17 protein-coding genes are annotated in these 22,413 nt (G+C 54.8%); 8 read left to right on the top strand and 9 right to left on the bottom strand.

Annotation, left to right across the window (positions count from 1 at the left end; genetic code table 11):
* Positions 1–12 precede the first annotated feature (12 nt).
* From B9Z46_RS12590 to B9Z46_RS12565, 6 genes are read left to right on the top strand one after another with little or no spacing between them, the layout of a single operon-like run.
* A complete protein-coding gene (locus B9Z46_RS12590; protein WP_108256991.1) occupies positions 13–1,701 on the top strand; it encodes a hydantoinase B/oxoprolinase family protein in 1,689 nt (562 codons plus the stop codon).
* Positions 1,698–3,746: a hydantoinase/oxoprolinase family protein gene (locus B9Z46_RS12585; RefSeq protein WP_108256989.1), complete on the top strand. Its 2,049-nt coding sequence runs from the start codon at positions 1,698–1,700 to the stop codon at positions 3,744–3,746. The genes B9Z46_RS12590 and B9Z46_RS12585 overlap by 4 nt, the downstream gene beginning before the upstream one ends.
* Positions 3,747–3,780: 34 nt before the next feature.
* A complete protein-coding gene (locus B9Z46_RS12580) occupies positions 3,781–4,395 on the top strand; it encodes a cysteine hydrolase family protein (protein WP_055362063.1) in 615 nt (204 codons plus the stop codon).
* A complete protein-coding gene (locus B9Z46_RS12575) occupies positions 4,392–5,768 on the top strand; it encodes an FAD-dependent oxidoreductase (RefSeq protein ID WP_108256987.1) in 1,377 nt (458 codons plus the stop codon). The genes B9Z46_RS12580 and B9Z46_RS12575 overlap by 4 nt, the downstream gene beginning before the upstream one ends.
* Positions 5,765–6,652 (top strand): oxaloacetate decarboxylase, encoded by an 888-nt coding sequence (locus B9Z46_RS12570; RefSeq protein ID WP_108256985.1) that lies wholly within the window; start codon positions 5,765–5,767, stop codon positions 6,650–6,652. The genes B9Z46_RS12575 and B9Z46_RS12570 overlap by 4 nt, the downstream gene beginning before the upstream one ends.
* On the top strand, positions 6,649–8,001 hold the full coding sequence (locus tag B9Z46_RS12565) for a D-amino acid dehydrogenase (protein ID WP_108256983.1): 1,353 nt from the start codon (positions 6,649–6,651) through the stop codon (positions 7,999–8,001). Before B9Z46_RS12570 ends, B9Z46_RS12565 begins: the two co-directional genes overlap by 4 nt.
* Here B9Z46_RS12565 and B9Z46_RS12560 read toward each other — a convergent pair.
* The 3 genes from B9Z46_RS12560 to B9Z46_RS12550 all read right to left on the bottom strand — a co-directional run bounded on the left by B9Z46_RS12560 (position 7,974) and on the right by B9Z46_RS12550 (position 13,567).
* On the bottom strand, positions 7,974–9,287 hold the full coding sequence (locus tag B9Z46_RS12560) for an MFS transporter (protein ID WP_108256981.1): 1,314 nt from the start codon (positions 9,285–9,287) through the stop codon (positions 7,974–7,976). The genes B9Z46_RS12565 and B9Z46_RS12560 overlap by 28 nt on opposite strands.
* Positions 9,288–9,313: 26 nt before the next feature.
* On the bottom strand, positions 9,314–11,194 hold the full coding sequence (locus B9Z46_RS12555; protein WP_158268438.1) for an alpha-amylase family glycosyl hydrolase: 1,881 nt from the start codon (positions 11,192–11,194) through the stop codon (positions 9,314–9,316).
* Between the two features lie 81 nt (positions 11,195–11,275).
* Positions 11,276–13,567, bottom strand: a complete 2,292-nt coding sequence (locus B9Z46_RS12550) for a TonB-dependent siderophore receptor (protein WP_233246013.1) — start codon at positions 13,565–13,567, stop codon at positions 11,276–11,278.
* Positions 13,568–13,913: 346 nt separating this feature from the next.
* On the opposite strand from B9Z46_RS12550, the gene B9Z46_RS12540 reads away from it, so the two are divergent.
* Positions 13,914–14,945, top strand: a complete 1,032-nt coding sequence (locus tag B9Z46_RS12540; RefSeq protein ID WP_055361577.1) for a LacI family DNA-binding transcriptional regulator — start codon at positions 13,914–13,916, stop codon at positions 14,943–14,945.
* A gap of 49 nt (positions 14,946–14,994) precedes the next feature.
* On the opposite strand, the gene galE is transcribed toward B9Z46_RS12540, so the two are convergent.
* The 6 genes from galE to B9Z46_RS12510 are packed head-to-tail and all read right to left on the bottom strand — an operon-like array spanning position 14,995 to position 21,220.
* The gene (gene galE / locus B9Z46_RS12535) at positions 14,995–16,005 is read right to left on the bottom strand and encodes a UDP-glucose 4-epimerase GalE (RefSeq protein WP_108256973.1); all 1,011 of its coding nucleotides are present in this window, start codon (positions 16,003–16,005) and stop codon (positions 14,995–14,997) included.
* Positions 16,006–16,008: 3 nt separating this feature from the next.
* Entirely contained in the window at positions 16,009–17,529 is a 1,521-nt protein-coding gene (locus B9Z46_RS12530) for an ABC transporter substrate-binding protein (protein ID WP_108257110.1), read from the bottom strand.
* Between the two features lie 21 nt (positions 17,530–17,550).
* Positions 17,551–18,393, bottom strand: a complete 843-nt coding sequence (locus B9Z46_RS12525; RefSeq protein ID WP_199220606.1) for an ATP-binding cassette domain-containing protein — start codon at positions 18,391–18,393, stop codon at positions 17,551–17,553.
* Positions 18,390–19,421 (bottom strand): ABC transporter ATP-binding protein, encoded by a 1,032-nt coding sequence (locus B9Z46_RS12520; RefSeq protein ID WP_369907450.1) that lies wholly within the window; start codon positions 19,419–19,421, stop codon positions 18,390–18,392. The genes B9Z46_RS12525 and B9Z46_RS12520 overlap by 4 nt, the downstream gene beginning before the upstream one ends.
* A gap of 9 nt (positions 19,422–19,430) precedes the next feature.
* Complete coding sequence (locus B9Z46_RS12515) at positions 19,431–20,255, bottom strand: ABC transporter permease (protein WP_108256969.1); 825 nt, start codon at positions 20,253–20,255, stop codon at positions 19,431–19,433.
* Positions 20,252–21,220 carry an ABC transporter permease gene (locus B9Z46_RS12510; RefSeq protein ID WP_108256967.1) on the bottom strand — a complete coding sequence of 323 codons (969 nt, stop codon included), beginning with the start codon at positions 21,218–21,220 and terminating at the stop codon, positions 20,252–20,254. Before B9Z46_RS12510 ends, B9Z46_RS12515 begins: the two co-directional genes overlap by 4 nt.
* An 83-nt stretch (positions 21,221–21,303) precedes the next feature.
* Here B9Z46_RS12510 and B9Z46_RS12505 point away from each other — a divergent pair, with 83 nt between their 5' ends.
* Positions 21,304–22,383, top strand: a complete 1,080-nt coding sequence (locus B9Z46_RS12505; RefSeq protein ID WP_108256965.1) for a P1 family peptidase — start codon at positions 21,304–21,306, stop codon at positions 22,381–22,383.
* Positions 22,384–22,413 lie beyond the last annotated feature (30 nt).

Genomic DNA, 22,413 nt, shown 5'->3' with positions numbered 1-22,413 from the left:
AATGGAAATCCAATGAGTGAGCGAAAGCTTTCCAATTCAACGGCCCTTGATCCCGTCACCCTGGCGGTTTTAAAAGGTCGTTTAGAACAAGTGGCCGACGAGATGGACGCCACGTTGTACCGCAGCGCCTTCAACCCTATCATTGCGGAAGCGCATGATGCGTGTCACGGTATTTATGATGGCGTGTCTGGCGACACACTGGTTCAAGGCAAATCTGGCCTGCCCGTGTTTGTGGGGGCGATGGCCTTTGCAGTGCGCGCTGCGGCCAAAGCTGCTGCCACGCGCGGTGGCATGCAAGACGGCGACATTTGGTTGTTCAACGATCCGTATGAAGGTGGCACTCACGCCAATGACTTCAAATTGGTTCGTCCGTTTTTCCGCAATGGCCAATTGTTTTGCTTCTTGGCTTCAGCGGCGCATTGGCACGATGTGGGCGGCGCTGTACCGGGCAACTACAACCCTGCAGCCACCGAGTGCTGGCAAGAGGCGGTGCAAATTCCGCCCGTTCGCATTTTGCGGGCTGGTGTGTTGGATGAAGATGTATTGGCCATTCTGCGCGCCAACACCCGTTTGCCCGACAGCCTCTGGGGCGACCTGAATGGTCAACTCGCAGCGCTGGAGTTGGGTGCCAAGCGCTTGAATGGTTTGCTCGATGAATATGGCGACGCCAAAGTGGCGCAAGCCATGGTGGAGTTGCGCTCACGCGCAGTGCGCTTGATGCGCTCGCACATTGCCAGCTTGCCCGACGGTTGCTACAGCTTCGAAGACCTGCTGGACAACGACGGTGTGGTCGACACACCACTCACCATTGCCTTGGACATGACTGTCAAGGGTGATCGTTTGACCTTGGATTTTTCTCGCACGTCTGCGCAGTGTGCCGGCCCTGTGAACATTTCCAAAGCGACTGCCGTAGCGGCTTGTTATGTGGCCTTGAAGCACGTATTTCCGGATGTACCCGCCAATGCGGGTGTGCTTGATGCCGTCGATTTCATCATTCCCGATCGCTTGGTGATCAGTGCAGAACGTCCACGCCCCGTGGGTGGCTATACCGAAACCATCTTGCGCATGATCGATGTGATTTTCAGTGCCACGGCACTGGCCGATCCCAAACGTGCTGTGGCGCATGCCTACGGCACCATCAATGCGTTGTCGATTGCAGGCCATCGCACCGATGAAAAACGCAAAGGCCAGCGCTGGGTGATGTTCAGTTTCTTTGGCGGTGGCCATGGCGGTCACTCTGATGCCGATGGTTTGTCGCACAGCAATGCGCCTATTTCGACAGCCACCATTCCACCTTTGGAAATTTTGGAAGCGGCTTACCCTGTGCGCTTTACGCAATGGGCCTTGCGTGCCAACTCCGGTGGCGATGGCCAACACCGCGGTGGTTTGGGAGCCGTCTACGAAATTGAATTGCTAGAAGAATCGGCCGAAGCCTTTATCTTTGGTGAGCGCGGCAAAGCCTCGCCCAAAGGCATTGCGGGTGGGCAGCCTGCCTTGCCCAATGTGTTTGAGTACGAAAACGAGGGCGTGTGGAAAACACCGCCCATGGTCTCCAAGATGCTGGGCATTCGTTTGAAGAAAGGCGAGCGCGTGCGTTTGCAAACGCCCGGCGGCGGCGGTTGGGGCAAGCCCAGCGATCGCAGCGCCGAAGCGCGCGCCAAAGACATTGAAGCAGCCTACGTTTCAAAGGAAAAATCATGAGCCAGAAACGCTGGGTGGTCGGTGTGGACGTGGGCGGCACGTTCACCGATTTGTTTGTGCTCGATGAGCAAACGGGAACCGCACGCATTGTGAAAGTGCCTTCAACACGCGGCGAAGAAGCGCGTGGTTTCATGAATGGCATTCAGAAAATTTCTGAGGATGGTTCTGCTTCGGGTGTGGCCAGCATTGTGCATGGCACCACGGTGGGTACCAATGCTTTGCTAGAACGCAAAGTAGCCCGCACCGGCATCATCACCACACGCGGTTTCCGTGATGTGTTGGAAATGCGACGCCGTGATCGGCCTCAAACTTGGGGTTTGCGCGGCAGCTTCACGCCCATCGTCCCACGTGCTTTGCGTTTGGAAGTGGACGAGCGCGTGTTGGCCGATGGTCAAATCCACACGCCTGTCGACATCGATCAAGTGAGAGCGCAAGCGCAAGCTTTGCTGGACGCTGGTTGCGAAGCGGTGTGCGTATTCTTCATCAATGCCTATGCCAACATGGCCAATGAACAAGCCGCCGTGGCGGCCGTGCGCGCCATGTGGCCCAACCCTCACGTGACCGCGGCCAGCGAAGTCTTGCCCGAAATTCGCGAGTTTGAGCGCTGCTCTACAGCCACCTTGAATGCGGCTTTACAGCCCGTGGTGGGCAGTTATTTGACGCGTTTGGAATCTGATTTGCGCGGTCAAGGCTTTGAAGGTGAACTGCTGATTGTGCAAAGCAATGGCGGCGTGATGTCGCGTCAAACTGCGTGTGATGTTCCGGTTCGCACAGCCTTGTCAGGCCCTGCAGCAGGTGTCATGGCCTGTGCGGCCATTGCGCGCGCAGCCGGTTATCCCAATGTGATGACCGGCGACATGGGTGGCACTTCGTTTGATGTGTCCTTGGTGGCGCAAGGCGAGGCAGCCTTGGCAGCGCAGACGTCCATTGAGTTTGGCTTGGTGGTGCGCTCCCCCATGATTCAAATTGAAACCATTGGCGCAGGCGGTGGCTCCATTGCTTCTGTAGATGCCAGTGGCATGTTGCAAGTAGGTCCCGAGTCGGCCGGCAGTGTGCCAGGCCCGGCTTGCTACGACCGTGGCAACACACGACCTACCGTGACCGATGCCAATGTGTTCTTGGGCCGCATCGCTGCCGACCGTCCTTTGGGTGGTGGCTTGTTGCAAGCCTTGCGTGCGGACCTGTCGGAGCAGGCCATTCAAAAGCATGTGGCAGAGCCTTTGGGTCTCAGCACTTTGGAAGCAGCCGAAGCCATTTTGACGGTTGCCAATGCCAAGATGGCCGGTGCTGTGCGCGTGGTGTCGATTGAAAAAGGTCACGACCCCCGTCAATTTGCTTATATGCCCTTTGGTGGCGGTGGTGGCTTGCATGTGTGCGCCATGATGCGAGAAGTGGGCGTGGCCACCGGTATCGTGCCACGTTACCCCGGCGTGACTTCAGCCTTGGGTTGTGTGATGGCCGACATGCGCCATGACGCCGTGCAAACTTTGAACCAAGCTTTGAGTGATGTGAACTTCACAGAGGTGCTGGCGCGCATCGACCAATTGGCAGAGGCTTGCCAAGCTCGCCTTGATTCTGCGGGGGTGCGCTTTGTCGCGGTAGATGAAAACATTGCGCTCGACATGCTGTTTACCGGCCAAACCCACACACTGCAAGTGAACGTGCAACGTTCGCAGTTGTCAGCCGAGGGTTTGCGCCAAGCGTTCACTGAAGCGTATCAAAACGCCTTTGGCCGTGTGCTTGAAGGCCCCGTGATTCGCGTCATGAACTTGCGCTATGCCCGAATTGGCCGTCGCCCCAAATTTGACTTGTCAGTGTTAGCGCCTGTGGGTGCCGGCAGTACGCAGCCTTTGGGTGTGGAGCGCGTGTATCACCAAGGACAGTGGTGGAATGCCCAGCGCTATGCCCGTTTGGAATTGCCGATTGGCGCCAAGGTAAATGGCCCGGCCATTTTGGAACAGGCCGACACCACCGTGTGGTTGGAGCCAGGCTTTGAAGCCAAAGTGGATGACATGGGCAATCTGCTGGTCACCGCACAAGTTTGAATTCAGCGCACGCTTCCATGAAGAAAGTTTTGTCATGACCCAGCACTCAAAAATCGCAGCGGCACGCACAGCCTTGATCATTGTGGATTTGCAAAACGACTTTTTGTCGCCCCAAGGCGCTTATGCGCGTGGCAATACCGTCAGTGCAGAAGCCTTGTTGTTGCCTGCCCGTGTTGCACCTGTTGCTAAAGCCTTGAAGGCTCAGGGGGGCTATGTGGCGGCCAGCCAATTTACCTTGTGGCCCGATGCCAAAGGTGAACCGATGGTGTCACCTCATTTGCTGGAAAAGCGACCCTTCTTGCGCAAAGGCGACTTTGCACCTGGCAGTGTGGGTCAAGCCAATGTGCCAGAACTTCAAGATTGCGTGGACTTGGTGGTTTGCAAAGTGGCCTACTCTGCATTTTTCAACACCCAACTCGATTGGGTGTTGCGCAAAGCCGGTATTGAAACCGTGGTGGTGTGCGGCATTGTGACCAATGGCGGTGTGGCCAGCACTGCACGTGACGCTCACTTGCGCGATTACAACGTGGTGGTGTTGAGCGATGCTTGCGCCGCGTTCAGCGATGCTTTGCACCAAGCTTCATTGGCCGACTTGGCCTCGATTGGCAAAGTCACAACTTGCCGTGAATTTGTCAGCAGCCTGGCATGAGCGTCATGGAAGAAACCATCCACACACCTGTGGCCATTGTGGGAGCAGGTGCCTGCGGCCTGACAGCGGCATTGGCTTTGCACCGACAAGGCATTGAATGTGTGGTGCTAGAGCGCGACGCGGTACCGGCAGGATCGACCGCCTTGTCCTCAGGTTTTGTGCCTGCACCCGCAACTCGTGTGCAAAAAGCTGCCAAAGTTGAAGACTCGCCTGAATTGTTTGCTCAAGACATTCAACACAAAGCCCATGGCCAAGCCGCGCCTGTTTTGGTCAAGGCCTACAGCGAGGCCATAGGCCCTGCAATGGACGCATTGGAGGCGCATCATCACATCCCTTGGCAATTGCTGGACCAGTTTTTGTACCCTGGTCACAGCGTGCACCGCATGCATGCTGTACCTGAAAAAACAGGCGAAGGTTTGATGACACGTTTGCGCGCAGCCGCCGATGCGGCCGGTGTGGTCGTGTTAACGCAGGCGCAAGTGACGGCGCTGCATGCCGATGACACGGGCCGCATCAACAGCCTCAGCTATTCACAACCGGATGGCGTGACCGGCCACTTAAATTGCGACGCCGTCATCTTGGCTTGCAACGGATTTGGCGGCAATGCCGACATGGTGAAGCAACACTTGCCCGCCATGAAAGATGCGCAGTATGCCGGCCACGTGGGCAACGACGGGAGTGCCGTTGCCTGGGGCTTGCAGTTGGGCGCTGCCTTGGCCGACATGGGGGCCTACCAAGGCCATGGCTCTTGGGCCATTCCGCAAGGCAGTCTCATTTCGTGGGCCCTGATGATGGAGGGCGGCGTGCAGATCAACGCCTTGGGTCAGCGTTTTCACGATGAGACCCAAGGTTACTCAGAAGCGGCTGTTCAAGTTTTGAATCAGCCGGAGGGTGTCGCATGGAATGTATTCGACAACCAGCTGCTGCGTTTTGCGCAAGACTTTCCAGATTTTGTGGCAGCGCAAGCGGCCGGTGCCGTGAAGTCGGCTGCCGATGTCGCGTCTTTGGCGGCCATTGTGGGGTGCCCTGTTGAGACCCTGGCAAACACCTTGTCTGCAGTGAATCCAAACAATGCAAAAGATGCTTGGGGCCGCACTTTCAAGCGCGCCTTAGAAGCCCCCTTTCATGCCATCAAAGTCACCGGTGCCTTGTTTCACACACAGGGTGGCTTGAACATCAATGGACAGTGCCAAGTGCTGAAACCCCATGGCGAGCCATTGCCCAATTTGTATGCTGCCGGTGGTGCCGCACGGGGCGTTTCTGGCGCTGAGGTGTGGGGCTATTTATCAGGCAATGGCCTGCTCAGTGCCATTGCAGGTGGCCACATAGCAGCACTTGCCGTTGCACAAACCATTTCGGAGAAAACAAGATGACGTCCAAAGCCACCCACCCTGCCAACTTGGCCCAAAGACTGACGCAACAAAAGGCTTTGTTGGCCCCGGGTGTCTATGATGCCTTCAGTGCGTTGATTGCAGAGCAAGCTGGTTTTGAAGCCTTGTATTTGTCGGGTGCGTCCATCGCTTACACCCGCTTGGGTCGCTCAGACATTGGGCTCACCACGGCAACCGAAGTGGCACAAACTTTGGCGCACATCACCGATCGCATTCGCGTGCCCGTGATCGTGGACGCTGATACGGGTTTTGGCAATGCCCTCAACACGCAGCGCACTGTGCGAGATTTTGAACGTGCGGGTGCTGCAATGATTCAAATTGAAGATCAAACCTTTCCCAAGCGCTGTGGTCATTTGGATGGCAAGGGTGTGGTGCTTGTGTCAGAGATGCAAGGCAAGTTGAAAGCGGCACTGGACGCACGTCACAGCAGCAACACCTTGATTTTGGCGCGCACGGATGCACTGGCTGTGGAAGGTTTAGAGGCTGCCCTAGAACGAGCTGAAGCCTATTTGGCTTGCGGTGTCGATGCATTGTTCATTGAAGCTTTGCGCACCCCCGAACAAATGGACCAAGCTTGTGCCCAATTTGCGCACCGCATTCCATTGCTGGCCAACATGGTGGAAGGCGGCCAAACACCCATTCAAAGCGCCCATGAATTGGGTGAGCGTGGTTTCAGAATTGTGATTTTTCCGGGTGGTACGGCACGCGCAGTAGCCCATACTTTGCAGGGCTACTACGGCAGTTTGCATGCGCACCAAACCACCACGCCTTGGCGCTATCAGATGCTCAATTTTGATGACCTGAATCAAGTGATTGGCACACCGGAATTATTGGCACACGGAAAACAGTACGATGGCAAGTCATGAATCCGCAAACTAAACACGTCTGTGTCATCGGTGCTGGCATTGTGGGCTTGTCCACGGCTTGGCGCTTGATGCAAGACGGTTGGCAAGTCAGTGTGATTGAAGAAAGCGCTGCACCTGGCCTGGTCACCAGCTATGCCAATGGTGCCCAACTTTCTTACAGCTATGTGGCCCCATTGGCCGAACCTTCTGCGCTCAGCAACTTACCCAAGTGGTTGCTGAAAAAAGACGGCCCCTTGCGAATTCATCCCTCTTTGTCGCCTGAGTTTTTGCGCTGGGGTTTGAGTTTTGCTTCGCATTGCACCACGGCCCGCGCCCATCAAACCACCCGCGATTTGCTGGGTCTGGGTTATTTGTCTCGTCGCATCTTGCGAAAGTGGTTAGCCGATGTACCCGCCAGTTGGGCCGCCTCAGCAGGTTTGGATTACCGTACCAATGGCAAGTTGGTGGTGTTTCGCGATCCAGCAGCCTTGGCCACGGCCAGCACTCAAGTGGCCTATCAACGCAGTTTGGACGTGGGCTGCGAGCAGTATGTCCTTTCGGCAGCCGAGTGTGTCGACAAAGAACCTGCGTTAGCGGACATGCAAAGCAAGTTGGTGGGCGGCATTTACACACCTTCCGAAGATGTGGTCGACAGCCACGGCCTGTGCATGTACTTGGAGCGCTTGATTGTGTCCCGCGGCGGTGAGCTGCGCTACGACACACGCATCACAGATGCCGTGATCGAAGGCCAACGCTGCGTGGCATTGAAACTCAAATCACAAAGCGCTGCGCTAGACGAAGGGGATGCGTCTGCGCAAGTCGAAGAATACAAAGCAGATTTTTTTGTGGTCGCTGCGGGTCTCAGCAGCCGCGAGTTGCTTCAAAAATTCGGCACCCGCGCGCCCTTGTTGGGGCTCAAAGGGTTCTCTATCACGCTCGATTGTGAACATGGCATCGCACCGTCAGTGTCCATCACAGACAGCCATCACAAAATTGTGTTTGCCAAACTTGGACATCGCTTGCGGGTGGCGGGCATGGTTGATTTGGGACGCGAAAACCGCGACATCGAGGCCCCTCGCATTGCGGCTTTGATCAAGCAATCACAAGACAATTTTCCTGAGGCAGGGGACTACAGCAAAGTCCAAACTTGGGCGGGTCTGCGCCCTGCAACACCATCGGGGCGTCCGATCGTTGATCAAACTGTTTGCGAAAACGTGTATGCCAACATCGGGCATGGCACCCTGGGGCTAACCTTGGCTGCCGGATCGGCCGATTTGTTGGCCGACAAAATGGCAGGCCGCCCTAGCAGCCTGCCAATGATGCCTTTCTCCTTCAAAGCCGCTCAGGAATTTTCTACGGCCGCTTCTTGAATTCGAAGCGTTAACAAAGCCGCAATGCACAGCAAAACACCAGCAAAAACAATGACATTCGTTGGGTTGCTGTCCAGCCAATGGGTGTAGATGAAGGGCAAGGTGATCATTTGGAAAATCATGGGCAACACAATGAACATGTTGAAGATGCCCATGTAAACACCCGCCCGCTCTTTGGGAATGCTACCGGCCAGCAAAATGTAGGGGTTGCCCATGATGCTGGCCCAAGCCAAGCCAACACCCACCATGGGCACAAACAGCAGCCAAGTTTGTTGCACCGAGGGCAAGAGCATCATGCTGATGCCTGCCAAGCTGAGGCACAAGGCATGAACGTATTTAGGGCCCCATTTGCGAATCAAGGGCATCAATGCAAACGCAGCAATGAAGGCCACGAAATTGTAGAAGCCACCAATTTGGCCATTCAACAAACTGGCATCTCTGAAGGCACTGGTATTGGGGTCGCGGGTGCCAAAGATCGACAAGGCCAGAGCAGGCACGATGTAAATCCAGTAGCACATCATGGCGTACCACTGAAACAGCTTCATCCACCAAAGTTGGCGCATGGTGCTTGGCATGTTGCGAATCGCATCCACAATTTCAGCCAGCGTTGCTTGGATGCCTGTCTTTTGCGACTTGATGTGCGCAATCTCTTCCTCCGTCAGAGGCAATTCGGGGGTTGATTTCACGGACCATGCCACCGTGCTGATGGAGAACACAGCGCCAATCATGAACGCAATGACGGTGAGATGCGGGATGTTGCTGCTGTTGACGGCGTCTTTGTCAATGCCCATCAAGAACAGCAGCGTAGGCGTGAGGTAGGCAAATGTTTGCGCCAGACCCGTGAAAGCACTTTGCGTTAAAAATCCCAATGCATGTTGATCCTTGTTGAGTCGATCGCTCACGTAAGCGCGGTAAGGCTCCATCGTGACGTTATTGGCAGCGTCCAAAATCCAAAGCAGACTGGCGGCAAACCAGAGTGCAGGGCTGAAGGGCATGACCAACAAACAAATGCTGCACAGCAACGCCCCAATCAAGAAGTAAGGTGTTCGGCGTCCCCATTTGCTCAGCGTTCGATCGCTCATGGCGCCAATCAAAGGCTGGACCAACAAACCTGTCATTGGCCCTGCCAGCCACAGGTAAGGCAAGCTGGCTTCATCTGCGCCCAAGTACTGATAGATGGGACTCATGTTGGCTTGTTGCAAGCCAAAGCTGTATTGAATTCCGAAGAACCCAAAATTCATTTGCAAGATTTGCCAGAGCGACAGGTGTGGTTTCAGCAAGTTCATGGGTTGTCCAATCAATGACAAACGAGTCAGTCAATCAATGTGCGAAGTGGGGCGCTGGAACTGCTTTGCAGCCAAACAAAGCCATAGGGTTTTATCGCAAGGGTTTGACCATTGCCTACATCTTGATCAACAGGCAGGCGTGAGAAATTGAAGAAGCCCTTCAATTCTGCACCGCGTTGCAATGCCAAGACGGTGGGATGTTTCGACTCAATGGCATTGACCGGTACATCACCATGAAAGGCTGTCAGTGACTTTCGCAGTTGCGCAAAGGCCTGCAGCTTGGAGAAGATGCGGTGTTGAACCGAGCCCTCTTGCTTGCGCAATTGCGCCAGGGCCTCTTGCCAATTGGGGCGGTGCAACTCGCGGCCATCTGGGCCTTGACGGGCTGCAAGTACCTCTGCGGAGGTGTTGCCCATGCCCAATTCATCGCCCATGTACAGAAGCGGTAAGCCACCGGTGAAATAAGACAAGCTTTGCAACAAGAGCAAGCGATCCAGTGCGAGCTGGGAATCGGCAGGCGTTGAGGCCGAGTACATGCCTACCAGCGCAGAGGCCATGCCATTGGTGCCGTGTGCGGTTTGCAAGTCGGTGGTTTGAAATGACGCCCCTTGCGCATAACTGCCAGGCGCAATGCCTGCAAAGAAATGCGAAGCGTTTAGCAGTCGTTGATAGCGGGTATCACCCAGTGCTTGCGCTTCGGGACGCAAGACGTTCCAGCCGATGTCGTCGTGGCATCGCACATAAGTTAACCAAGAGCTGCCTTGGGGTACGGCGGGTGTGTTTTGCATGACGGCTTGAAGAATGCTGACATTCTCTTCTGCCAGGGCCACCCAACTGGCGGCCATCATGCTGGAGTGATACGCCAAGTGACACTCGGGTCCTGGCGTTTCGCCCAAGCCGAAATAGGGGGGCAGCTGATGCGTGGGCATGATGGCCTCGGCCTTCAAGAGCACGCCTGGGCAGGCAATTTCCATCAGCGCGCGCATGGCCTGCAAAAGCCAATGCACTTCCGGTTGGTTTTGACAGTTGGTGCCTTCGCGTTTCCACAAGAAGCCCGTGGAGTCCAAGCGGAATGCCTCAACCCCCATGTTGGCCACGCGCATCATGGCGCTGACCACTTCAAAAAACACTTTGGGATTGGCGTAGTTCAAATCCCATTGGTAAGGGTAGAAAGTGGTCCAGACCCAAGCTTTCAAACTGGGCTGGTAGGTGAAATTGCCTGGCGCTGTGTCAGGAAAAATATGAGGCAGGTTTTTTTCCCAGCCATCGACCTCTGCTTGGCTGTGCGCCATGCAGAAAAAATTCTGAAATTCTGGATTGCCATTGCGCGCTTCGACGGCCCATTCGTGGTCGTGTGCCACATGGTTCAAAACAAAGTCGCTGCACAAACTGATGCCTGCTGCTCGCAGGGCTTGCGTTAACAATTGCAGATCGGCCTGCGTGCCCAAGCGCGGCTCAACAACTTCGAAGTTGGCCACTGCAAAGCCACCATCGTTGGGGCCTTCCGCTGCTTTGAAAAAAGGCAACAGGTGCAAGTAAGTCACACCCAGTGACTTCAAGTAATCAATGCGATCCACCACACCTCGCAGATTACCTGCAAAGTGATCCACGTAAGCGGTGTAACCCACAGCACCTTGTTGGTGCCAATGCGGCTGTGATTGACGTGATAAATCCAAATCCCAAAGTGCTTGGGAGCGTTTCAGTGCGATATCGACTGCTGCTGCAAGCAATTGCTCGGTCAGTTCTTCGACTTGATGCCCTTCGCCGTAGGTGCGACTTAAACGGTTTTGAAGGATGGGAAGTTGTTGGGCAATACGCTTGGCCAATTCGTCTGCACGATCTGGCGATGCATTCATCAATGCCCTGCGCCAAGCTGAAGCTTTTGGCACAGAGACTGAGCTTGACATGGTTGGCATCGGGGACAGTGTAAGGGACATAAAAAACCAAAAAAAAGGCTGCCGACCGAAGTCGGCAGCCCAAACCTCAGATTAGAAGTTGTACTTCAGACCTGCTTTGATGGAGCGACCATTGATGGCACGTGCAGCCATGCGGCCGTCGTTGCTCTCTGTGTAGCCCAAAACATTGGTCAGGTTGTTCACACCCAAAGATGCCACTGCGTTTTTGCCGATGTTGAAGTTGGCAAATGCATTGATCACTGTGTAGGCAGGCAATGTCACGTCATAGCCAGAACCTTGAGCATCTTTCGAGCTCGAAGTTCCAACGATGGCGGCACCGATTGTGGCGTCACCCAAAACATAAGAGGGGCTCAATTGGTAAACCACTTTGGCTTGACGGTTAGGTGTCAAACCGGTGGCCACAATTTTGGCATCGGTCACGGTCACGCCACCGTTGATACGGAACGCGCCCATTTTGTAACCGGCTTCCACTTCCACACCGGAGGCATCGTATTTGTTGGATGTGCTCTTTTGTGTGGTTGCGTCGTAGTTGCTCTCGTCAGTTTTAGCGTTGAACAATGTCACGAATGTGCTCAAGTTGCCGTTGCGCAATTTCACGCCACCTTCAACTTGTTTAACTTCGTTGATGGGCACCACACCTGAACCGTCCAAAGGCATTTTCTTAGGGTCGAACATGATGCGGTCTGCATTGAAGGCAGCACCTTTGCTGACACGTGCGAACAAGGCAGTGTCTTTGTCCAACTGGTAGTTACCACCGAATGAATAAGAATTGAAGTTCTTGGTGTAGTTGATGGCTTGTGTGTTCTCTGGCTTGAACTGGTTGTTCGAAGCTTGGTTGTAAGAACCTGTGGCCACTTGTTGGTCGGCGCGCAAGCTACCGTCCAAGCTCAAAGCACCTTTTTCCCAACCCAAAACAGCGTAGGGAGATGTTGTACGGTAGGTGCCATCGATGGCACGTGTGCAGCAACCGCCCCAAACGTTGGTGCCCAAATCAATGGCGCCATAAGAATTGGTTTTGGAATTGGCCAACAACGCGGGGTTGTTGTCTGTGGCTTCCATCAAGTACTGGTTGAAGTTCCATGTCAGCGCTACTTTTTGCACGTTCACAAACAAACCAGCTGTGGTGGTGATCTTGGAACCATCGGCTTGCGCAAATGTTTTGCTCAATTTAACGTCGTTGGTGGTTGAACCCATGTCATCCATGGACGTGTTGAACACGGTCGCTGTGAAAGACTTGCCTGTGTAGGCTTGGCCTTTCTTGGGGCCAGTTGCGTACTTGGTGCCAGATGCAGCGTTGGCCACATCGTCGCCAGGGAAGATGCTGATGAAGCGGCCGCTGTTTTCTGAAGTGCGGAACTTTTCGCTCAATTTCCAGCCACCTGCCAATTTCAATTCGGTTTCAACACCGAATGAATCGCTCTTCACGCGCAAACCATCGTTCACGTTGGAGTTCACGAGGGTGTTGTTCTTAGACAGCGTGGCATCTTGCACCCAGTAAGGTGAGTAGAAAGTCGCTTTGCGGGGGTCAATGCCAGGCAACTCGCTCAACACGCCGTTCTTGATGCTGACGGGTGCGGGCATGAACAAAGGCGACTTGTCGTCCAATGTCTTGAAGTTCAAGCGAACAAAACCATTGTCAACGTCTTGTGTGATGTTGGCTTTGATCTGGTGACCTTGCACGCCGTTGGCAGATGCATTGCGGGGACCTTGGCCCATGTTGGCGTAACCGCCCACGAAGAAGCGAGTCTTCTCGCCCAATTTGCCGCTGTAGTCAAAGTCGAAACGCTTTTCGTCGTAGCCCAAACCGGTGGTCACACCCATAGAGCCGCCTGGTTCTTCACCTGTTTTGGAGATGAAGTTGATGATGCCGCCAGGTGCGTTGGTGCCCAATGTGGAGGCAGAGCCACCACGAACCACTTCCAACCGCTCCAGGCTGCCATCGGCGCGCAAGAACATGTCGGGTGTCGCGAAGGCCACATCGCCGAACAGCAAAACGGGCAGACCGTCTTCTTGGAATTGCACATAGCGTGCGCCACCAGCAGAGATGGGCAAGCCACGAACGGTCACGTTGGCGTTACCGCCGCCGCCGCTGGATTCAGCGCGAACACCAGGAATGGTGCGCAGAATGTCAGAAGAGTTGGTGGGCTGTGCTTGCAAAATTTGATCCACACCCACGGTTGAAATGGAGTTGGATTGCTTCATTTTGCTGGCGCCAGAAGCGGTGCCAGTCACCACCAATTCGTCCAACTTCAAAGTGTCGTTGTTAGCGGCTGTTTGCGCCCATGCGCTGCCCATGTGGGCAACTGTTAAGGCGCAGGCCAATGCAACTGCATTGGGAACGATTGCATTCATTCGTTTGGACATTGAAAGTCTCCAGAAAAAATATTGAATTACTTAAGTGTATGAATTTATTGAATATTTTCAATAAAATTCGAGAATGGATACTTCTTGGCAATCCCGAATGCCTAGATTCTCTGAAAAATTGCAATCGTTTGCAATTGGAATTTCCTCAAATTGGGGCACTGACCGCCATACGAGACCCGTTCCGCATAGCTAAGTCATTGAATCTTTTGAAAAAAAGCCTTCTTTAGGTGCTTTCCCTAGGTTGGTGCGTTAAAAACCATGTCGATTTCATGGCGATTGAAGTTTTTCAAACGTTTGCATTCATTTCTTATACTTGGGTCAAGCAACCGGAGTCATTGCAGTTTTTATGGCCAAAGCAGACGCAGACAACAAGAAGATTCAGATGGTCGACATTGCCCGATTGGCGGGTGTGTCGACCTCGACGGTCTCGCGCGCGCTCAATGGCAGCCCACTGATCAATGAAGAAACGCGCCAACGCATTGCCGACTTGGCCAAGTCGCTCAGCTACACCATCAACCTGAGCGCTAAAAATTTACGCTCTGGCGAGAATCGAACCATTGGTGTGGTGATTCCTTACCAAGACCAAATTCGCCAAGATGTGACCGATCCGTTCTTCATGACCATGCTCGGTCATTTGGCGGACCAACTGACCAAGCAAAATTTTGATTTGCTTTTCTCCCGCATTTCAGCAGATCACTTGGAAGACTTGGCACAGCTTTATGAATCAGGCCGCGTGGGCGGTTTGATTGTGGTGGGCCAGTGGGACCAACACGAAAAACTCAATGAGCTGGCGCGCCGACAAATTCCCTTCGTGGTGTGGGGCGGTCAGTTGCCAAGGCAGTTGTATTGCACGGTGGGTGGCGACAATTTCAACGGCGGCTTTTTGGCCGCCAACCATTTGCTGAGTCTGGGCCGCAAACGAATTGTTTTCATGGGCGACAAACATGCAACAGAAACGCAGCAACGCTATGCGGGCTATGTGCAGGCTCATCAAGCGCACAAAGTGCCCATCGCGCCAGAGCTCTACATTCCATCCCCCTTCACAGTGGCGGAGGCCAGAGAAGACATCAAAGTTTTCTTGCAAAAGAAATTAGCCTTTGATGCGCTGTTCGCAGCCAGTGATTTGTTGGCGATCACCGCCATGGGCGCCTTCACCCAAGCGGGCCTGCGCATTCCGCAAGATGTGAGCGTGGTGGGCTATGACGACATTGGCATGGCCGAGCACACCTACCCGCCACTCACCACTATTCGTCAGCCGATGGATTTGGCGGGGGCTGCCTTGGTGCAAAACCTCATGCGAGTGTTCAGCGAAGGTCACTCCGACTCTGAAGTGGTCAGCACCGATTTGATCATTCGAGGTTCAACTTGCCGGGTTTGAAAAAAAGCTTTGTTGCGAGTGCATTGCACATAGCCCCGCAAGACTGTCTTTAAGGGTAACCGTTGGGATTTTGTGATTGCCAACGCCAGGTGTCTTGGCACATGTCGTCGATGGTTTTTTCAACTTGCCAACCCAGCGTGTTGAGCGCGTGTTGCGGGTCCGCCCAATAGGCATCGAGGTCGCCCGACCTACGCGGCGCGAAGTTGTAAGGCAAATCCCGGCCACAAGCTTTTCCAAAGGCATGCAACATGTCCAACACACTGTGGCCGATGCCACTGCCCAAGTTGAACACGTGATGGCCAGGGCGTTCATGCGAATAGGCCAAGGCTGCCACATGGCCTTTTGCCAAATCGTTCACGTGAATGTAATCACGTACGCCAGTGCCATCTGGGGTGTTGTAGTCCTTGCCATAAATTTGGAGCGCCTCACGGCGGCCAACGGCCACTTGTGACAAATAGGGCATGAGGTTGTTGGGAACACCTTGCGGGTCTTCGCCCATTTGCCCACTGGGATGGGCCCCTACTGGATTGAAATACCGTAAAGAAGTCATGGCGCATGTTGCGTCAGCCGCAGCCACATCGGCCATGATGTGGTCCACCATGAGTTTGCTTCGGCCATACGGATTGGCTGGCGAGGTGGGCACTTGTTCGTTCCAAGGTGGCGCAGATGAATGGCCATAGACCGTGGCCGATGAACTGAAGACCATCGTTTTAACGCCGCACTGTTGCATGACTTGCATCAGCACCACGCTGCCGTGCACATTGTTGTCGTAATAGCGCAGGGGTTGCGCAACAGATTCACCAACGGCTTTCAAACCAGCGAAGTGAATCACAGCCTCGATGCCGTGTTCTAAAAGAAGCTTGCCGAGCAAGTCAGCATCACGCACATCGCCCTGAATGAAGGGCGGGCGATGCCCAGTGATGCTTTCAATTCGATCAATGACACTGACTTTGGAATTGACCAGTGAATCCAAGATGACGGGTTGCCAGCCTTTGTCGATCAACTGCACGCAAGTGTGGCTGCCAATGTAACCGGTGCCACCCGTCACCAAAATCTTCATGCATCAATTCCAGGAAACAGCCGCCATGTCGTTGGCAAAAATAGGCGAGCTGGACCACAAGCCCTTCAAGCCTTTTTTGTACACCGCGGTGTTGGTGGCGTTGAACAAGAAGACGTTGACAGCGTCGTTGGCAATCATGCGCTGCATGTCGCCAAACAACTTGGTACGGTCTTTGGCGCCTGTGGTGGCGGAGTGCTTGGCAGCCAAGTCACGGAAGGCCTTGCTGTCGTAGCCCCAGTAGTAATTGGGGTTGGCATAGGCCATGTAATCGAGCGGCTCGACGTGGTTGATGACGGTGAGGTCAAAGTTGCCTTTGAAGGTGCCGCCAAGCCACTGTGCCCATTCCACGTTTTCAATTTTGGCCACGATGCCCACCTTGGCCAGTTGGGCGGCCAAGATTTCGCCGCCTTTACGGGCGTAGGGTGGGGGAGGCAGGGTGAGTGTGACGTTCAGAGGCGTTTGAACGCCAGCTTCTTTCAGCAAAGCCTTGGCTTTTTCTGGATCGAAAGCATATTGGCCTGTGAGGTCCACATAACCCGCATCGGTGGGTGCCATGTGGCTGCCAATGGGTTTGGCCAAGCCTTCGAACACGCCGTCAATGAATGCCTTCTTGTCGATGGCATGTGACAAGGCGCGACGAACACGCACATCATCAAACGGTTTCTTTTTGTTGTTGATGGTCATGATGCCCTTGCCGGCCGTGCTGCCCAACTCGACCACAAAGCGCTTGTCGGTTTGGAACTGCTTCAAGCTTTGGGGCGATTGGAAGCGGGGCATGCCATCGATGTCACCGGCCAACAAAGCAGCCACTTGTGCAGACGAATCGTTGATGAAACGGAAGGTGACTTTTTTCAGTTTGACGTTGGCCGCATCGCGGTAGCCATCCCACTTGGTCAAAGTCACAGCAGTGCCCTTGGCCCAGTTGTCCAATTTGTAAGGGCCAGTGCCGATGGGCTTGGTGGCCGCCGCATCGGCTGAGTTGGGGTGCAAGATGACGGCAGTATTCTCGCCCATGCGGAACAAGAAATTGCCATCGGGATTGGTGAGAACTAACACTACCGTGTGGGCATCGGGTGTAGAAATGTGCGAAATGTTGTTAAAGACAGCACCCTTGGCTTTGTTGGTGCTCTTTTCGGCTTTGGCGCGCTCAAAGCTGAATTTCACAGCCGATGAATCAAAGGGTGAGCCGTCTTGAAACTTGACGCCTTTGCGCAATTTGAAGGTGAAGGCTTTGCCGTCAGCGTCCATCGTCCAACTTTCGGCCAGTAATGGCGTGACGGAACCGTCGACATTGATTTTGGTGAGGCCTTCCAAGATGTTGTAGTGCACCACTTCACCAATGGCCGCAGCAGGCGCAGTGGTGGGGTCAAGGCTGGTGGGCTCCAAAATCATGCCAATCACGGCGCTGTCTTTTTTGGACTGGGCCTGTGCCGCAGGGTTGACGAGAATCATGCTGGCCGCAGCAATCAGGGCCAGGCCAAATTGGCCCAACTGACGACGCGTTGAACGAGGTGCTTGTGTCATGAAAAACTCCTTCATCAAAAATTAGGCGGAATGCAAATGGGCGGATGCTGCATGGCCAGGGATGGCCGCAAGCAATGCTTGCGTGTAGGGATGCTGTGCATGTTGAAAGATGGCTTCGGATGCACCGGCTTCCACCACGTGACCGTGCTGCAAAACGAGCACATCGTCGCACATCAGGTTCACAACCGCAAGATCATGGCTGACAAATAGGTAACTCAAACCAAGCCGGTCTTGCAGGTCCATCATGAGGTTCAAAACCTGGGCTTGCACGGACACGTCCAAGGCGCTGACCGGTTCGTCGGCCACAATCAAAGAGGGCCTGGTGATGAGTGCCCGGGCAATGGCAATGCGTTGACGCTGGCCGCCCGAGAATTCATGGGGGTATTTGTCGAGGTCAGAGGCGCGCAAACCCACTTCGGTCAGTGCTTGCGCCGCCCGGTCTTTCAAATCTTGCGAGCTCAGTGATTTCCCTGAGCCGCTGTTCAAGGTGCTGTGCAGCGGCTCGGACACAATGCGCAAAACCTTTTGACGTGGATCGAGCGAGCCATAGGGGTCTTGAAAGACCATTTGAAAATCACTGCGCGCTGCGCGCAATTGATCGGCACTCAAGGCGTTCAGATCTTGCCCTTTGAAGACCACCTTGCCCTGCGTTGGTTTTTCCAAGGCCATGACCAAACGGGCCAGCGTCGATTTGCCAGAACCCGACTCGCCCACAATGCCCAAACTTTGGCCAGCCCGGAGTTGAAAACTCACATCGTTCAAGGCTTGAATGTGGCCCGCTTTGGCAAACAAAGAAGGCTTGGGCAATGTGTATTGTTGGCTGACGTGTTGAACGTCTAACAACAAGGATGACGGGTTGCTCATACGGCCACCTCCAAGTGTTGCCATTGGGGGCAGCGCACCCAGTGTGCAGACGCAGCAGGCAAACCTTCTGCTTGCGTTGGGTTGGGGACCTGTTCAAGCTGCGGCAACGACTGGCGGCAGCTGGTTTGCACATAAGGGCAACGGTCTGCAAATGCACAGCCTTGCGGCCAATTGAAAATATCAGGCACATTGCCTGGAATGGTTTGAAGCCTTGTGCCGCGTTTTAAGCCCAGCTGCGGACGTGCTGCAAACAGACCTTGCGTGTAGGGATGCGCACGTTTTTCAAACAGAGCCTCCGTGCTGGCGCTTTCAACCACCGCACCGCCATACATCACCATGACACGGTCCACTTGATCACGCATGAGGCCCAAGTCGTGGCTGATCAACAGCAAGCCCATACCGTCTTCAGCCACCAGTTGGCGAATCAAATTCAGCACTTCTTTTTGCACTGTGACATCAAGTGCTGTGGTGGGTTCGTCGGCAATCAAGAGATCGGGTTGACATGCGAGTGCAATGGAAATCATCACGCGTTGCCGCTGGCCACCCGAGAGTTGGTGCGGGTAAGCGTCGAGCCGCTCTTTGGCGCGTGGCAATTGCACACGTTCTAGCAATTCAAGGGCACGTGCTTTCGCGCGGCTTAAGTCCATGCCTTGATGTAATTGAAGGGGCTCGGCAATTTGCTTCCAAATGGGATGCAATGGATTGAGCGCTGTCATGGGCTCCTGAAAAATCATGGCCATGCGCGCACCGCGCATTTCGCACAAGTCGGATTCGTTCAGTTGTGTGAGGTCGGTGCCATTCAAATGGATGGCGCCCGAAACTTTGGCGCGCTCTGGCAACAAGCCCATCACCGCCAAGGCGGTGAGCGATTTTCCGCAGCCGCTCTCGCCAATCAAACCGAGCGTGTCGCCCCTTTGCATTTCAAAATTTACACCGCGCAAAGCTTCGACATGGCCATGCGAGGTTTGCAGGGCCACGCGCAAATCGCGGACAGACAGCAAAGGGGGGGCGTTGCGAGACATGTTCATGTGAATGGCTTATCGCGCCCTCGACAAACGTGGATCGAGCAGGTCACGCAGACCGTCGCCCATCAAGTTCAGACCCAACACGGCCAAGGCAATGGCCACGCCTGGGTACACCGCCAACATGGGGGCTTGGAACATTTGCGATTGCGCTTCGTTCAGCATGCGACCCCAGCTGGGATTGGGGGGCTGCGTGCCCAAACCCAAATACGACAAAGCCGCTTCGGCCAAGATGGCGATGGCAAATTGCACCGTGACTTGCACAATCAGCACGCTGGCCACATTGGGCAGCACATGCTCCCACGTGATGGCCCATTTGGTTTTGCCGGCGGCTCTAGCGGCCAAGGTGTAGTCGCGTGACCACACTGCGTTGGCAGCACCGCGCGTGATGCGTGCAAACACTGGAATGTTGAAGATGCCGATGGCTGTGATGCTGACCACCAAGCCTGGGCCATAAATGGACGTTAGCAAAATGGCCGAAAGCAAGGCGGGAAATGCAAACGTAAAGTCGGCAGCGCGCATCACCACTTCTTCAGTCCAGCCGCGCTTGGCAGAGGCCAAAAGGCCCAGTGGAACGCCAAAACCCAGGCCAATGCCCACGGCGATGAAACCCACCAACAAAGAGTTTTGACTGCCCACCAACAACAGCGAAGCGATGTCGCGGCCTAAGCTGTCTGTGCCAAACCAATGCTGCGCGCTGGCTTTGGCCAATTTGTTGGGAATGTCGATGTCGCCCACCGGGTAGGGCGACCAGAACAAAGAAACGATGGCGCTCGTCACCAAGAGCGTGACCAAAATGGCGCCTGCCACAAAGCTGGGATGCTTGAATGCACGCTTCATGCGTCAGCCCCGCCTGACTTCAAACGCGGATCAATCCAGGCATACAACAAGTCAATTAAAAAATTGATCAAGATGACCATGGCCGATAGCAGCATGACCACATCGCGCACCACAATCAAATCGCGGTTGGCAATGGCTTGGAAAATCAAGCGGCCAATACCTGGCAACACAAACACGTTTTCAATCACGATGGCGCTGGTGATCAGGTTGCCAAACTGCAAACCCATCACGGTGACCACGGGAATCATGGCATTGCGCAGCACATGGCCCCACAGAACTTGTTGTTTGGACAAGCCTTTGGCCCTTGCAGTGCGGACATAGTCTTCCGACATGGCCTCAATCACGGCCGAACGGGTCACGCGCGTCAGAATGGCGGTTTGCACTGCGGCCAGCGCCATGGCGGGCAAAAGCAATGCAGAAAATCCAGCCCACAAACCTCCGCCATCTTCTTCCGACCATCCCGGAAATCCGCCAGCACTGACCCATTGCAATTGCACCGCAAACAGCAAGATGAGCAAAATGGCCAACCAAAAATTGGGCAAAGCCAAACCGATTTGGCTGAGGGTCATCACGCCCACATCACCCGCGGTGTTTTGTTTGGAGGCGGCATAAAGTCCCAGGCACAAAGCCATCAGCACCGTCAGGCTCATGGCCATCACGGCCAAGGGCAAAGTGACGTGCATGCGCTCCATCATGAGCACGGCGGTGGGTGTGTCGTAGGAAATGCTGATGCCTGATTGGCCTTGCAGCAAACCGCCTGTCCATTGCAGATAGCGGTTGAGGGCGGGTTGGTTCAATCCCAACTTTTCTTCCATGGCCGCCAAAGATTCGGGGGTGGCTGTTTCGCCCAAAATGACCTGTGCCGCATTGCCGGGCAACCATTCCAGCACCCCGAACACCACGACCGAGGTAACCGCCAACGTGACGAAAAAACTGAGCAAGCGTTGGAGCACAAATGACGACACGCGTTATCCTTGTGTCTTCAGAGTCTGTGTTTCATTTGCCGTGTCGGCAAGCAAGAACAGGGGCATTGATAAAAGGGTTTCAAATGACATCTCAGAACATTGTAATCACCCGTTTGAGTGAAAGAGCCAACCCGCATTACGGCAGCATTGCAGACATTGCCGGATTGCACATTGGCCACTTTACCTCCGGCCAGCGCTTAACGGGTTGTTCCGTGGTTCTGGCGCCGCAAGGTGCCATTGGGGGGGTGGACGTGCGCGGTGCGGCACCCGGCACCCGCGAAACCGATTTACTCGACCCCAGCAACCTGGTCGACAAAGTGCATGCGGTCTTGCTGTCGGGCGGCAGTGCCTTTGGTTTGGACGCAGCCAGTGGTGTCATGCGCTGGCTAGATGAGCGCAACATGGGCTTTCAAACGGGTCATGGCTGTGTGCCCATTGTGCCGGCTGCGGTGTTGTTCGATTTGCCCATGGTGCGCGAAGGTGACAACGCCAAAATTCGACCTGATGCGGCGGCAGGCTATGCCGCTTGTGAAGACGCCCTGTATCAAAAACCTTTGACAGCCAGCGCCATGCGTTCCATGGTGCCGCCTATGTCGGGCAATGTGGGCGCGGGCGCGGGCGCAGCAGTGGGAAAGTTGTTTGGATTACAGCGTGCCATGAAAGGCGGCATCGGTCATGCGCTGGTGCGGGTGGGGCCTTGGCAAGTGGGTGCCATGGTGGCCTGCAATGCGGTGGGCGATGTGATCGATCCTGCAACAGGACAAGTATTGGCAGGCGCTAGAACTGCAGATGGCACCCGTTTGTTGAACACGCAGCAAGCCTTGTTGGCGGGTCAAACAGCCGCCACGCCCATGCCCGGCACCAACACCAGCATTGGCATCGTGGCCACCAATGCCACGTTGACCAAAGCCCAAGCCAAGCGTTTGGCCATGAGTGCCCACGACGGCTTTGCCCGAAGCATCAGGCCAGCCCACACCACCTTGGATGGCGACACCTTGTTCGCCATGGCCACTTGCGCAGAAACTGGTCCCGCCGACATGATGCTGCTGACAGTGATGGCGGCTGAGGCCACGGCCCAAGCCACTGTCAATGCCATCTTGTTTGCCACAGGCGTTCACAGCTTGAAGGGATTTTTACCTTCGGCCATGGAACTCAACCCTTAAGCAGAATATGCGTGACCTCATCACGCAAGT

The organism is Limnohabitans sp. Hippo4 (assembly GCF_003063605.1).
Lineage (GTDB): Bacteria > Pseudomonadota > Gammaproteobacteria > Burkholderiales > Burkholderiaceae_C > Limnohabitans_A.
This window is presented reverse-complemented; position numbering and strand designations above follow the sequence as displayed.